At 71.6% G+C, this 13,183-nt stretch carries 12 protein-coding genes and 1 pseudogene; 10 read left to right on the forward strand and 3 right to left on the reverse strand.

The genetic code is table 11. The features are described 5' to 3' along the window. Window positions 1-10 precede the first annotated feature (10 nt). The 7 genes from kdpC to WMF36_RS07330 all read left to right on the forward strand — a co-directional run bounded on the left by kdpC (window position 11) and on the right by WMF36_RS07330 (window position 6,439). Window positions 11-583, forward strand: coding sequence for a potassium-transporting ATPase subunit KdpC (gene kdpC, locus WMF36_RS07300; protein WP_437578878.1), 573 nt, complete (start codon window positions 11-13; stop codon window positions 581-583). A gap of 15 nt (window positions 584-598) precedes the next feature. Then, window positions 599-3,328, forward strand: coding sequence for a DUF4118 domain-containing protein (locus WMF36_RS07305; RefSeq protein ID WP_437578879.1), 2,730 nt, complete (start codon window positions 599-601; stop codon window positions 3,326-3,328). A gap of 16 nt (window positions 3,329-3,344) precedes the next feature. Further along, window positions 3,345-4,049 (forward strand): response regulator, encoded by a 705-nt coding sequence (locus tag WMF36_RS07310; RefSeq protein WP_437578880.1) that lies wholly within the window; start codon window positions 3,345-3,347, stop codon window positions 4,047-4,049. Window positions 4,050-4,287: 238 nt separating this feature from the next. Then, on the forward strand, window positions 4,288-4,428 hold the full coding sequence (locus tag WMF36_RS07315; protein ID WP_437578881.1) for a hypothetical protein: 141 nt from the start codon (window positions 4,288-4,290) through the stop codon (window positions 4,426-4,428). Window positions 4,429-4,667: 239 nt separating this feature from the next. Next, window positions 4,668-5,381: a YcnI family copper-binding membrane protein gene (locus WMF36_RS07320; protein ID WP_437578882.1), complete on the forward strand. Its 714-nt coding sequence runs from the start codon at window positions 4,668-4,670 to the stop codon at window positions 5,379-5,381. A gap of 16 nt (window positions 5,382-5,397) precedes the next feature. Then, window positions 5,398-5,673 (forward strand): hypothetical protein, encoded by a 276-nt coding sequence (locus tag WMF36_RS07325; RefSeq protein ID WP_437578883.1) that lies wholly within the window; start codon window positions 5,398-5,400, stop codon window positions 5,671-5,673. Window positions 5,674-5,830: 157 nt separating this feature from the next. Next, entirely contained in the window at window positions 5,831-6,439 is a 609-nt protein-coding gene (locus WMF36_RS07330) for a hypothetical protein (RefSeq protein WP_437578884.1), read from the forward strand. 146 nt (window positions 6,440-6,585) lie between these two features. Here WMF36_RS07330 and WMF36_RS07335 read toward each other — a convergent pair whose 3' ends face one another. The 3 genes and pseudogenes from WMF36_RS07335 to WMF36_RS07345 form a co-directional block, all read right to left on the reverse strand. Next, complete coding sequence (locus tag WMF36_RS07335; RefSeq protein ID WP_437578885.1) at window positions 6,586-7,482, reverse strand: hypothetical protein; 897 nt, start codon at window positions 7,480-7,482, stop codon at window positions 6,586-6,588. 205 nt (window positions 7,483-7,687) lie between these two features. Beyond that, window positions 7,688-9,457, reverse strand: coding sequence for an endo-1,4-beta-xylanase (locus WMF36_RS07340; RefSeq protein WP_437578886.1), 1,770 nt, complete (start codon window positions 9,455-9,457; stop codon window positions 7,688-7,690). A 74-nt stretch (window positions 9,458-9,531) separates the two neighbouring features. Then, window positions 9,532-9,672: pseudogene (locus WMF36_RS07345) on the reverse strand (2Fe-2S iron-sulfur cluster-binding protein); the annotation flags it as partial. 2 nt (window positions 9,673-9,674) lie between these two features. Between WMF36_RS07345 and WMF36_RS07350 the strand changes: the two are divergent. From WMF36_RS07350 to WMF36_RS07360, 3 genes are all read left to right on the forward strand, one after another. Beyond that, window positions 9,675-9,938 (forward strand): hypothetical protein, encoded by a 264-nt coding sequence (locus WMF36_RS07350; RefSeq protein ID WP_437578887.1) that lies wholly within the window; start codon window positions 9,675-9,677, stop codon window positions 9,936-9,938. An 87-nt stretch (window positions 9,939-10,025) separates the two neighbouring features. Beyond that, the gene (locus WMF36_RS07355) at window positions 10,026-11,033 is read left to right on the forward strand and encodes a hypothetical protein (RefSeq protein WP_437578888.1); all 1,008 of its coding nucleotides are present in this window, start codon (window positions 10,026-10,028) and stop codon (window positions 11,031-11,033) included. A 98-nt stretch (window positions 11,034-11,131) separates the two neighbouring features. Next, on the forward strand, window positions 11,132-12,412 hold the full coding sequence (locus WMF36_RS07360) for a sigma 54-interacting transcriptional regulator (protein ID WP_437578889.1): 1,281 nt from the start codon (window positions 11,132-11,134) through the stop codon (window positions 12,410-12,412). Window positions 12,413-13,183: the final 771 nt, after the last annotated feature.

Genomic DNA, 13,183 nt, shown 5'->3' on the forward strand with positions numbered 1-13,183 from the left:
AAAGAACGCTATGCTCGCGCACCTGCGACCCGCCCTCGTCCTCCTCCTCGTCCTCACCGGCGTCACGGGGTTCGTCTACCCGCTGCTCTCGACCGCGATCGCGCAGGCCGCCTTCCCCGAGCAGGCGAACGGCAGCCTCGTGCGGAAGGACGGCCGCGTGGTCGGATCGGCCCTGCTCGGCCAGCCATTCGACGATCCTCGCTACTTCTGGGGACGCCCCTCGGCGACGAGCCCCGTGCCCTACGCCGGGCAGGCCTCCGCCGGGAGCCACCTCGGGCCCACGAACCCCGCCCTGGCCGAGGTGGTCAAGGCCAGGATCGACGCGCTCCGCGCCGCGGATCCGGAGCGCGCCGCGCCGGTGCCGGTCGACCTCGTGACCGCCTCCGGCAGCGGCCTCGATCCGCACATCAGCCCCGCGGCGGCGGAGCACCAGGTGCGGCGCGTGGCGCGCGCGCGCGGCCTCCCCGAGGACGAGGTGCGCCGGCTCGTCGCGAGGCACACCGAGGTGCGCCTGCTCGGGCTCCTCGGCGAGCCCCACGTGAACGTGCTCCTCCTGAACCTCGCCCTCGACGGCGTCCGCTGAGGGGAGGCGCCGGCCGTGGACGCACGCGACGACCGGCCAGATCCCGAGGCGCTGCTCGCCGCCGCCCGCGAGGAGGAGGAGCGCGAGCGGAAGGGCAAGCTCAAGATCTTCTTCGGCGCCGCGCCCGGGGTCGGCAAGACATTCGCGATGCTGAAGGCGGCGCGTTCGCTCCGCGAGGAAGGGGTCGACGTCGTCGTCGGGTGGGTCGAGACGCACGGGCGCGCCGAGACGGAGGCGCTCCTCGATGAGCCCCCGCGGCTGCCGCGCCTGCCGGCGATCGAGATCGAGCATCGCGGCAGGACGCTGCGCGATTTCGACCTCGAGGCCGCGCTGAAGCGCCGTCCGAAGCTCCTCGTCGTCGACGAGCTCGCGCACACGAACGCGCCCGGGCTGCGGCACACGAAGCGCTGGCAGGACGTCCTGGACCTCCTCGACGCCGGGATCGACGTCCACACCACCGTCAACGTCCAGCACATCGAGAGCCTGAACGACGTGGTGGCGCAGGTGACCGGCGTCGTGGTCCGGGAGACGGTGCCCGACTCGATGATCGAGCGCGCCGACGAGATCGAGCTCATCGACCTGCCCCCGGACGACCTCCTCGAGCGGCTGCGCGAGGGCAAGGTCTACCTCTCGGAGCAGATCGAGCGGGCGGCGAGCAGCTTCTTCCGCAAGGGCAACCTCATCGCCCTGCGCGAGCTCGCGCTGCGTCGCACCGCCGAGCGCGTCGACGGCCAGATGCGCGGCTACATGCGCGCCCACGGGATCCAGAAGACGTGGGCCGTCGCCGAGCGGATCGTCGTCTGCGTGGGGCCGAGCCCCATGTCGGCGCGCCTGATCCGGGCGACGCGGCGGATGGCCGGCAGCCTCAAGGCGGAGTGGCACGCGGTCTACGTGCAGACGCCGGCGCAGGCGCGGCTCTCCGAGGCCGATCGCGGGCGGGTCGACCGGAACCTCGCGCTCGCCGAGCGCCTCGGCGCCAGCACGGTCCAGCTCCACGGCGCGGAGGTCGCCGGGGAGGTCCTGCGGTACGCCAGGCGCCACAACGTCAGCAAGATCGTCGTCGGCAAGCCGACCCACCCCCGCTGGAAGGATTTCGTCTACGGCTCGCTGCTCGACGATCTCGTGCGCCAGAGCGGCGACATCGACGTCTACGTCATCCAGGGGACGGCGGAGGCTCAGAAGCCGGACCCCGGGCCGCCGGAGCGGCGCCCGGTCAGGCCGCTGGCCTATGCCTGGAGCGCGTGCGTGGCGGCGCTCTGCACGCTGGTCTCGTGGCTCATGCACCCGTTCTCCGACCTGGCGAACCTCATCATGGTGTACCTGCTCGGGGTCGTCTTCGTCGCGAGCCGCTTCGGCGCCGGGCCCTCGGTGCTCGCCTCGGTGCTGGGCGTCGCCGCCTTCGATTTCTTCTTCGTAAGGCCGTACCTGACCTTCGCGGTAAGCGATCTCCGGTACCTGCTCACGTTCGTCATCATGCTGGGGGTGGGCCTCGTCTTCGCCAGCCTCACCGCGCGCATCCGCCGCCAGGCCGCGAGCGCCGGCGAGCGCGAGCAGCGCACCGCGGCGCTCTACGCGATGAGCAGGGAGCTGACCGCGCTGCGCGGGATCGACAAGCTCAGCCTGGCGGCCGCGCGCCACGTGCGCGACGTCTTCGAGGCCGACGCGGCCGTCCTCCTGCCCGGCCCCGACGGCCGCCTCGCCGTCCGGGCGGGGACGGCCGAGGATCTGGCCTCCAGCGAGCAGGAGCGGGCGGTCGCGGAGTGGGCGTATGCGCGCGGCAAGGCCGCGGGGGCCGGGACGGACACCCTCCCGAGCGCGGGCGCGATGCACCTGCCGCTGGAGGGCTCCTCCGGGCCGATCGGCGTCCTCAGCGTCCGCCCGCGCCTGCCGTCGTCGTTCCTCGACCTGAGCCGGCGCGAGCTGCTCGGCGCCTTCGCCACGCAGACGGCGCTCGCGCTGGAGCGCGCCCTGCTCGCGCGGGAGGCCCAGGGCGCGCAGCTCCGCGCGCAGGCGGAGGAGCTCCGCAACGCCCTCCTGAGCTCCGTCTCGCACGATCTGCGCACGCCGCTCGCCACGATCACCGGCGCCGCGGGCGCGCTGCTCGACGATGGCGACGAGGGGGCGGCGCTCGACCCGGCGGCCCGGCGGGATCTGACGCAGACGGTGCTGGAGGAGGCGCAGCGGCTCGAGCGCCTCGTCCGCAACCTGCTGGACATGACGCGCCTGGAGTCCGGGGCGCTCGCGGTCAAGAAGGAGTGGCTGCCGCTCGAGGAGGTCGTCGGGGCCGCGCTGAACCGGGTCGAGGAGCACCTCGAGGGACGGGAGGTCTCGATCGAGCTGGACCGGGCGACTGGGCTCGTCCCGATGGATGGCGTGCTGATCGAGCAGGTGCTCATCAACCTGCTCGAGAACGCGCTCAAGTACTCACCCGCCGGCAGCCCGATCGCGATCCGGGGGTTCACCGAGGGGAGCGTGGCGGTGCTGGAGATCAAGGATCGCGGTCAGGGCATCGCGCCGGGCGAGGAGGAGATCCTCTTCGAGAAGTTCTACCGGGGGCGCGGCCACGGCCGCCAGGGCCTCGGCCTCGGCCTCACGATCTGCCGCGGCATCGTGGCCGCGCACGGCGGGCGGATCACGGCGGAGAACCGGCCTCACGGGGGCGCGATCTTCCGCGTGACGTTGCCCATCGATGGCCGCCCGCCGGACCTCGCGGGCCCGGAGCTGCCAGCGGCCTCGGGGGCTTGATAGCCTGGTCGGGCGAATGTCGGACGCGTCCCCTCTCGTGCTGCTGATCGAGGACGAGCCGCAGATGCGGCGGTTCCTCCGCGCGATGCTGGCGGCCCGCGGCTACCGGCTCGTGGAGGCGGAGACGGGCGGCGAGGGGATCGCCCAGGCGACGACGCGCAATCCGGATCTCGTGCTCCTCGATCTGGGGCTCCCTGACATGGATGGCCTGGAGGTGACCCGGCGGCTCCGGGAGTGGAGCGCTGTCCCGATCATCGTGCTGTCGGCCCGCGGACAGGAGCAGGACAAGATCGACGCGCTGGACGGCGGCGCGGACGATTACCTGACAAAGCCCTTCAGCGCGGGCGAGCTCCAGGCGCGGCTGCGCGTGGCGCTGCGCCACGCCGCCCGCGCGGCGCGCGGGGCGAACGCGGAGAGCTCGAGCTTCCAGGTGCAGGACGTCGAGGTCGATCTCGCGCGCCGGGTCGTGCTGCGAGCGGGCGAGGAGATCCATCTGACGCCCATCGAATACAAGCTGCTCACGACGTTGATCCGGCACGCGGGAAAGGTGCTGACGCATCGCCAGCTCCTCGGCGAGGTGTGGGGCCCGGCGTACGCGGGGCAGACGCACTACCTGCGCGTCTACATGGCGCAGCTCCGGCACAAGCTGGAGCGCGATCCCGCGCGGCCGCAGATGCTGATCACCGAGCCCGGCGTGGGCTACCGGCTGAAGGGGGCTTGAGCAAATACCGATCTCGTTGCGTCAAGGGCGCCGCCAGAATCCCGGCGGCAGGCGACGGACGTCGTGATCTTGCGCACGGGCTGCCCAGCTGCCCTCCCGAGACCGTCTCCGGTGCCGGAGGGAAGCTCAGCTGCCTTCCCGAGACCGTCTCCGGTGCCGGAGGGGCAGCTCAGCTACCCCGAGGAGACCGTTTCCGATGCCGGAGGGAAGCTCAGCTACCCCGAGGAGACCGTTTCCGGTGCCGGAGGGGAAGCTCAGCTACCCCGAGGAGACCGTTTCCGATGCCGGAGGGAAGCTCAGCTACCCCGAGGAGACCGTTTCCGATGCCGGAGGGAAGCTCAGCTACCCCGAGGAGACCGTTTCCGGTGCCGGAGGGTAGCTCAGCAGCAGGCCGTCCCCGGCGATCCGGCGGAAAAAAGTGGTCCAACCGGCGTGCCGTGGCGCGCCCGGCCTCGTCGGCGGCGAGGCGTGCGCCGGAGCCCATGGATGCCGCTCCTCGTCCGGGACACGTTCTGCGGCAGCGCGGCCCGGTCGTCGAGCGCTGCGACAACAGGTCGCATTTCCAACGGATGGCGGCCCCACTAGAGTGCTGGAGCTTTCCCTGGTGGAGGTCTTGAGATGAAGAGGGCGTTGCAGAGCTGCCTGATTGTTGCAGGCTCGTTGTTCACCGTGGCCGCGGCACAGGCGCACATTTCCGTGTCGGGCCCCGCGTTCGCCGGCGCCACCCATGAGGCCACCTTCGGTGTCGGCCACGGCTGCGACGGGGCGGATACCTACCGGGTGAAGGTCCAGATCCCGGCGGGGGTGACGTCGGTGCGACCGCTGGATAGCACGCTCGGCAAGGCCGCCCTGGAGAAGGACACCGAGGGCAATGTCACGGCCGTCGTCTGGACCAAGGCCGCCGCCGATGTGCTCCCGGCGGACACCAACTATTACAAGCTGGCCGTGCGGTTCAAGGTCCCGGACGCGCCGTTCAAGACGCTGTACTTCCCCACCCTCCAGACCTGCCGCACCGCGGACGGCACCGAGACGATCGCCGAATGGGTGGACACCTCCGGCGAGCACGGAAGCCACGACGCGGACGCGGGCACCCCGGCCACGCATCCAGCGCCGTCGCTGGCGGTCCTGCCGCCGCGTTCGCCCGGATGGAACAAGTACACGGTGAACGAGCATGTCCACGACCTCTCGGTCTTCCAGGACGCGCTCATCGTCTGGGCGGGGAAGGCGGCGTACAGCCCCAACCCGAACACCCAGAGCCTGATCATGACGGAGCCGGATACCGAGGTGCTGACGATGATCCATCCAGGCACCGAGATCTGGGTCAAGTACTGAGCGGGGGAGCCAGACCATGCGACCGTGGCTCCTCCTGATCGCCGCCTGCGCGCTCTGCGCCTGCTCCGACGACACGCGCCCGCCCCCGCGCGATCCGGGAAACGACGCCGGGGACAGCGGTACCTCCGACGCCGGCCCCCAGCCCGACGCCGGTGACCAGACCGACGCCGGTGGTCAGACCGACGCCGGGCCGGACGCGGCGTCACCGACGTCGCCGCTCGAGCGCTTCCCCGAGCTGCCGCGGCCGCCCGCAGGGAGGTTGCCGGACGACCTGAAGCCGCCGGTGCGCTGACGCGGGGAACGCCCCGCGAGGGCGTGGGCCCAACCCGGGCCCAACCGCCGAGGCAGGTCCGATAGGGAGCTACGCTCGGTGATATAATACAACTCCCTCAGGCGTGTCAGATCACAAACCTTGACGGTCCGCGCGCATTCCTGGCAAACAGCCGGGCATGAGCGCCTTCCGACCTCCGACCCTCCCCGCGATCGCTGCCCGCGGGATCGCTGCGCTGCTGGTCGCCGCCTGCGGTGGCGGCGGGGCCAGCTACCCAGATAGCTCCGATGTCACGACCGCCCAGGCAGCGTGGTGCCAGGCTCTCGCCAAGCTGAGCGGCTCGGGCGATGCATGGGAGCACCTCGGGGCGTGCAAAGGCGCATACCCGACCGCGTCGGCGGCCTACCTGCGCGGGATGACCAAGTGCTTCACGGCGCGGCACGAGGCGGCTGGTGAAGATGCCCCGGACAACAGCCAGCTCGTCGCCGATTGCAACGACGAGGTCACGGTCGAGATGGGCGCGGACGGGCCGGGCAGCGAGGAGGTGATCGCGGCGCGGTGCCAGCGGGCGGACCGCTGCGAGGAGGTGTCGGCGGCCGACTGCAAGACGGCCGTCGACAGGCTGGAGACGGCTCAGCGGGTGGTGCTCACGACCACGTACAACGCAGGCGCGCTGCACGCCATCGCGGGCTGCCTCTCGTCGTCCAGCTGCTCGGACGACGAGGAGACAGCGAGGGACAGCTGTTACAAACCCTCCTCCGAGAAGCTGCTCTGGTTCCCTGACTGACACCGTCGTAGCTTCCTCCTCGAACGAAGCTCGTTCAACCTGAGCGCGTGGGCGGCCGCGTAGGTTCAGCAAGCGCGATTTCGTGATCGACCTGCGCGCCAAGACAATCACATGTCCAGCGGGACAGACTCCGAGCGGCCCGGATCTCAGTACGCCATGCGCACCAGAAAGTAGCTCGTCCCGTCGATCGACTCGAGCACGCCGTCGAGGTCGAGCTGGTGGGTCGCGGTGAGCGTCGCATAGGCGAACCCTCCGGCGCGAGCCCCGACGCGCGAGAGGCTGAACGCCGGCCCGGGCGACCTCGCCCAGCGCGTCGCGCCGACCTCGCGCATCACGTAGAAATGACCCGTGGCGCTTCCCCCGTAGGGAGGCTGCGGCCCGAGGCCGAAATCAGTGGTCCCCGCGCTCGCGAACATGGCGAAGATCGCGTCTCCGCCGATGGGCGCCGACGTCCGGTCCGTATAGGTGAGCCCCGTGGGCGCCGCGTCCTCGACGAGGGTCGAGCCGTCGGCGAGGGACACCCGAAGAAAGCCGTCGATCGTCACGACCCCGATGAAGCCTCCCTCGACCGACAGGGCGTAGGCTTCGTACTCGGGGCCCGGCCGCGTCGACCACTGGCAATTCCCCGCGGCGTCGTAGCGGGCCAGCACGAGATCCCGGTTGCCGGCCGACAGCGGAGGCACCGGACCGCACCCTAGATCAACCTCCCATGCCTCCGTGATCGCGAGCACGACGCCGCCGTCGGGCACGGCCGCGAGGGCGACCGATGACGGGGTCCCGGTGTTCGCTCTATCCCAGGCGACGGCCCCGGAAGGGTCGTACTTGATGACGTGCGCGTTCGAATAGAAGCCGTTCGCGTAGAAGACGCTCCCGTCGACGCCGGCGGCGATCGCGTGCGGAGTGTTCTTGTCCTCGAAGGCGTGGAGCCTGGGCGCGTCCACCGCGTAGAGCAGCGCGCCGCTCGGATCGACCGAATAGATGACGCGGAACGTCTCGCTCCCCGCGGTGTGGATCGGGCTCTGGCCGAACGCGGCGGCTGACATCTCAAAGACGGGGACCGTGAGGGCGATGTGCCCGTTCGCGCCCGAGCATGTCTCCGGATGTCCTGCTGTTGCGTGATGACGAAGAACCCCGTTCGCGCAACCGATCGTATCGGTCTGCGTCTCGTTACCCCCCGGTGAGCGACGGCAGCCACCCGGACCGCGGCTCCGAGCCTCACGGACGGCGATCCTGGGAGCCCAGAAAGTGTCACCTCAAGGGCTGGATCTTCACGTCGGCCACGCACAGCTCCACGTCCGCCGATGGCCCATTGAGCGTGAGCTCGATGCGGACAGGCGCCGCGTTGACGCCGGGGCTGAAGTAGCCCGCGAGCTCAATCCAGCGCGAGTCGTGGGCCACCACGGTGGCGACCGAGAGAACTCGCGGTTCTTGCCCTTCTTCGGTGACCGTCAGCGCGGCATTCACGGTCTCGTCGCCGGCGCCGCCCACGCGTACCCAGCTGGAGAAGGAGAATGAGCCACCCAGAGAGAGCGGCTCCACCAGGGCGCCTTGGCTCAACCCGTGGCTCGCGTCGGTCCGTCCGCTCACGCAGCCTGCAAACCCTTCGCGCTCGCCCGCGGCGTCCACGCTGAGCTCCCCACCCGTCGCCACCCAGCCTGCGTCGCCGCCCGTGAAATCCCCATTCTGGAGCAGATTTTCTCCCACGACGGGGAGCAAACCCCGCAGCCCGTCCAGCGCGCCATCATAGGCCGGCTTGGCCCCGTACTCTCGATCGTACAGCAACGCGTCGTCGGGCTCGCCGTCGTCGTTGATCCAGGAATACTTGTCGGTGAAGCCCCAGAATGTCACCGCTTCGCAGCCGGGCTCGACCACGCAGGCTCCCACGATCTGCTGAAATGCCAGGCGCTGCGCTTGCCAGCGGCTGTCGCGCGTGCCGGGCATCAGCAGGGTACGCGCGTCGAGCTCGCTGATGTTGACCTTCAAGCCCAGGTCCGCGAAGCGTCGAATGTTAGCGCGAAGATTGCTTTCTGCTGGATAGCGATGAATCGAGACGTGCGACTGGAAGCCGATACCGTCGATGGGCACGCCGTTCGCCAGGAGCTCCTGCATCAGCTCGTACGTGAAGTCCGATTTGGGCCCGAGGCGCTCGATGCCCACCTCATTGTAGAAGAGCAAGACGTCGGGATCGGCGGCGCGCGCCCAGCGAAACGCGTCCTCGATGTAGCTGGGCCCGAGCTTCTGCCAGAAGATGCTCTCGGTGTACTTGGAGCCGCTGTTCATGTCCACGGCTTCATTGACGACATCCCAGGCGCGAATCCGGCCCCGGTAGCGGGCCAAGGTCGTCTCGATGTGGCTCTTCAGGGCGGCGCTCAGCTCGTCCGCGCTCATGTTCTCATCGAGCCAAGAGGGGGTCTGTTGATGCCAGACGAAGGTGTGACCCTTGACGGCTTGACCGTGCTCCTCGGCGAACGCGACGATCTCGTCGGCGCCCGCCCAGTCGTAGCTGTCGGCGCTCGTCGCGAGCGGACCCCACTTCATGGCGTTCTCCGCCGTGACATAGTCGAATTCGCGAGCAAGGATCTCCCGATACATCGGCTCGTCCCGCAACGCGCTCGCGTCCACCGCGACGCCCAGGAGCTTACCGGCCTCTGTTGCTGCTCTCCGCAGCTCACCGAGCTCGTCCCCACCGCGTCCGCCGGCGCCGCCGTCCCCGCCGCCGCCGCGTCCGCCGGTGCCGCCCTCGCCGCCACGTCCGCCGGCGCCGCCCTCGCCGCCGCGTCCGCCGGCGCCGCCCTCCCCACCGCGTCCGCCGGTGCCGCCCTCCCCACCGCGTCCGCCGTCCCCGGTTGCCACCGGAGCGGGCTCGCTCTCTCCGCACGCAACCCCCGCCGTCAGCAGGCATGCCACAAAGCTCACAGCAAGCGGCGTAGCGCCGAATTTCGCGGGAGGCTCACGCTCTTCGTTCTCGAATGCTGATCGGCTGTCGGGAAGCACGATGTCGTGAAGCGGAGGGGTCATTGGCGTGTCCTTGGCTCTCGCCCCGCCAGGGACCCGGCGAGGGGCGCGCAAGATAGCAGAATTCAAGAAAAACCGATGTCGGAGTCGCTCGGATCAGGCCTGTGCTCGAGCAAGGCCGCCGCGGTCATGATCTGACCGGACTGGCAGCACCCGCGCTGGACGACATCGACCTCGGCCCAAGCGCGTTGCACCGGGTGCGATCCGTCGGCCGAGAGGGGTGGTCACCTGCGACTCGACCACCGGAGACGGCGAGACGTGCGGCGTCGTCGATGTCCTGAACGAGCACGTCAAGGCAGGCGCGACGAACGACGCGCTCACGTTCGCCGGCGCCTGCTTCGCCCAGGAGAGCGCGGGCACCCCGGTGACGGTGATCCGCTCGGCGGCCCCCGCGGTCCGGGGCGGCGCGCGCGCGGGCACGGTCGCGCGATCGCGATCGCACCGGGCAGCGCGGGGCGCGATCGCGATCGGACATCCGGGCTGAATCGCGGCCCCAAGTGCACGAATTCACGTCAGATCTCGCCGGCACAAGGGGTGCATCAGGCGGCGCTCGGAGAGGAGCCCGATGTCGATGATGCCCCGAAATACCTCCGACACGTCCGTCACATTCTCGCTCGCCGAGCTCGCGGAGCTCGAGGAGGCGCGCGTGCGGGAGGAGCACCTCCAGCGCGCGAGGGCGCGCGAGCAGGAAGCCCGCGAGCAGCGCGAGGCGGAGGCGCGCCGGCGCGCAGCGGAGGCGGCGCGGGCCGCCGCCGAGGCAGAGGCGCGGGCGCGGCGCGAGCAGGAGCAGGCCGAAGCGGAGGCGCGCACCGAAGCGCGGGCGCGGGCGGCGCTCGAGGTCGCGCGCATCGAGGCCGAGGCGAGGGCGCGCCTCGAGGCCGACACCGCGGCGCGCTCGCACGAGCTGGCCGTCGTCCGCACGCGCGCCGAGGGCCGACGCCGCAGCCTGTTGCACGCGCTCGCCGCAGCGCTCGGCGTCGTGCTGTGCGGCGGCGCAGCGGCCGCGTACGGGGGCGCGCAGCACGTGGCGGGCCTGGAGCAGGAAGCCCGGCGGCTCCGCGACGCACAGGCGGCGCTGGCAGAGGAGCGCGCGAGCGCGAGGGCGGCCGAGCTCGCGGCCCTCGACCGGCGCCACGCGGCGCTGCGCGGCCGGCCCCTCGCCCACGACGCCGAGGAGGCGCGCGCAACCGCCGAGGCGGCGCGGAATGCCCTCGATCCGCGGGCGCTGGACCACGACCGGCTGCGGGCGTTCGGGGACGCGCTCGACGCGCTGGAGGCGCGGCTCGACGCGCTCGAGAGGATCGCGGCGCTCGATCGGCGCCACGCCGATCTCGCCGCCTGGGCCGCCGAGGGGCGGCGGACCGAGGCCACGGCGGCGGCCCGGGTCGCCGCGGCGCACGCGAGGGCCGCGGGCGCCGACGAGGGCGCGCTCCGCGCCTATGAGAGCGCGCTCGCCCGCCTGCGGGAGGCGCTCGCCCGGCCTGCGGCGCCGGGCCCGCAGCCGCAGGTCCGGTCCCCGCAGCCCGAGTGCACGAACCCGGGCGACCCGATCTGCGGGCTCGATGGGCGGCGTCTCTGAGGCGCTGAAGCTGCGCTCCTCTCCGGGCGAACGACCGCACCGCCGCCCCCAGCGCGGCGCTTCCACGCTCCGGGCGTGCATGGCACCCTGCGAGGACAATGGCCAAGGACGTGCCGAGCACCAGCGAGCACCGGAGCCCGGTGCGGCCCGAGGCCGGGCGGCGGCGGCCGGCGCTCGTGTGCGCCTTCCCGCGGCCCATGGCGTTCGCGCTGCCCGACTCCGGGTCCGTCATCGGCCGCGCCTGGCTCGCCGAGCGCGGCCTCGCCGACACAGAGGTGTCAGGCAGGCACCTGCGGATCGATCGCGCCGGCGGCGCGCTGCGCGTCGCGGACGTCGGGTCGCGCAACGGCACGTGGGTGAACGGATCGAGGCTCGCGCCGCGCGACCTCACGCCGCTCGATGACGGCGCGGTGCTGAGGCTCGGGCGCATCCTCTTCGTCTTCCGCGAGGAGCTCCACGGCACCCTCGAGCCGGCGCCGCCCGTGGGCGGGCTCGTCGGCCCGTACGGCCTGCGCGCCGTCGCGCAGCCCCTCGCGGGCCTGCCGCGGAGCCGCCCCGGCAACGTGCTCATCGAGGGGGAGACCGGCGTGGGCAAGGAGCTCGTCGCGCGCGCCGCAGCGGCGGCGCTCGGGCGCGCGGCGCCGTTCGCGGCGGTGAACGTGGCCGGCGTCGCCCGCGGCGTCTTCGAGTCGCAGATGTTCGGTCACGTGGCGGGGGCGTTCTCGGACGCGCGCAGCGCCGCGCCCGGGATCGTCGTGGCCCACGACGGCGGGACGCTGTTCCTCGACGAGATCGGCGAGCTCGACCTCGATCTCCAGGCGAAGCTCCTGCGGCTCCTGGAGAACCGCGAGGTGCTGCCGGTCGGGGCGCAGCGGCCGGTCCACGTGAACGTGCTGGTCGTCGCCGCGACCCACCGGGACCTCGAGGAGAGGGTGGCGCGCGGGGCGTTCCGGCGCGACCTGTTCGCGCGGCTCGCGATGGCGCGCATCCACGTGCCGGCGCTCCGCGAGCGGCGCGAGGACCTCTTCAGCGTGGCGTGCGAGCTCGCGCGGCGCGCGGGCGTCGCGCTCCCGGCGGAGGCGGTCGAGGTCGAGGCCATCGAGCGGCTGCTGCTCGATCCCTGGCCCAGCAACGTGCGCGGGCTCGACGCGGCCCTCGCGGCGGTGCGCCGCCTCGATCACGAGCCCGGGCTGCGGCTGTGGGCGCTCGAGGAGGCGCTGGGGAAGGCGCCGGACGACCAGAAGACCGCGCTCACGCAGGAGCGCGTCGAGTCCGCCCTCGCGGCCGCCGGGGGCAACGTGACGTCGGCCGCGGAGCGGCTCGGCGTCTCGCGCGGCAAGCTGCTGCGGTTCCGCAAGCGCGCGCAGCAAGGGGAGTGATCGCGCCTCGTTCCATCCACGAGGATCCTGCCAGGGATCCGGAGAGAGATTTCAACGCAAAGCCGCAAAAAAGAAATAGATTCGTGCATTATTGTGCCTTTGCGCGCTGGGCGTCTTAGCGTTCCCATCTCTCTCCGCTCGCGAGACAGAGCCCTGGCGGGACGATTCCGCGGCGCCGAACCGTCGCGATCCGTCGCATCCCCGGGGATTTTAGGAGGGCGTGACGACGGACCGCGCCCCCTCGGACGGCATGGCCCCAACCCGGGCCCGACTGCATTGCGATGAGTGCGGTCAGGACCTCCTCGCAGATGGTGTTTCTACAGACCCTTGCCCCTTCCGCGGAGGCGCTCGCGGGTTGAGGCGTTCCACAAGAGCTTGCCCGTTGGTCTCCGCGGCGTGCGTCCCCAGCCGCCTGCCGCTCTCGCTGAGCACGGCGAATGTCGTGCTGGTGGCATGCACGTCCAATCCGATGGTTCTCTTCATCGGCGCTCTCCCTTCTGGGTCCTTGTCTGCCTAACCGCGGGATGAGCGGGCCCGGAGAAGCGATGCGCGAGGCGGCGACGCGAGCAAGCTGGCTGGAGCGCCTTCCAGCGGCGCACCGGGTGCTGGGCGAGCAGCTCTCCGAGCAGTTGAACGCGGCGGTGACGGCAAACGAGCGGCGGAGGCGTGGTTGCTGTCGGAGGCTCACAAGCTGCCAAGTTGGCCCGATTGATGACCGTGCCAAGGCTGGGACCGTCCGCGCGACATGGGCGGTCGCCGCGGACGTGGCGC

This window comes from Sorangium sp. So ce887 (genome assembly GCF_051521455.1).
In the GTDB taxonomy this organism is placed as follows: Bacteria; Myxococcota_A; Polyangia; order Polyangiales; family Polyangiaceae; genus Sorangium.

Excerpts from the sequence above, each read along its gene's own strand:
- WMF36_RS07310 (WP_437578880.1), top strand. The coding sequence starts at position 3,345 with ATGTCGGACGCGTCCCCTCTCGTGCTGCTGATCGAGGACGAGCCGCAG.
- WMF36_RS07325 (WP_437578883.1), top strand. The coding sequence starts at position 5,398 with ATGCGACCGTGGCTCCTCCTGATCGCCGCCTGCGCGCTCTGCGCCTGC.
- WMF36_RS07360 (WP_437578889.1), top strand. The coding sequence starts at position 11,132 with ATGGCCAAGGACGTGCCGAGCACCAGCGAGCACCGGAGCCCGGTGCGG.
- WMF36_RS07355 (WP_437578888.1), top strand. The coding sequence starts at position 10,026 with ATGATGCCCCGAAATACCTCCGACACGTCCGTCACATTCTCGCTCGCC.
- kdpC (WP_437578878.1), top strand. The coding sequence starts at position 11 with ATGCTCGCGCACCTGCGACCCGCCCTCGTCCTCCTCCTCGTCCTCACC.
- WMF36_RS07330 (WP_437578884.1), top strand. The coding sequence starts at position 5,831 with ATGAGCGCCTTCCGACCTCCGACCCTCCCCGCGATCGCTGCCCGCGGG.
- WMF36_RS07335 (WP_437578885.1), bottom strand. The coding sequence starts at position 7,482 with ATGTCAGCCGCCGCGTTCGGCCAGAGCCCGATCCACACCGCGGGGAGC.
- WMF36_RS07340 (WP_437578886.1), bottom strand. The coding sequence starts at position 9,457 with ATGACCCCTCCGCTTCACGACATCGTGCTTCCCGACAGCCGATCAGCA.
- WMF36_RS07320 (WP_437578882.1), top strand. The coding sequence starts at position 4,668 with ATGAAGAGGGCGTTGCAGAGCTGCCTGATTGTTGCAGGCTCGTTGTTC.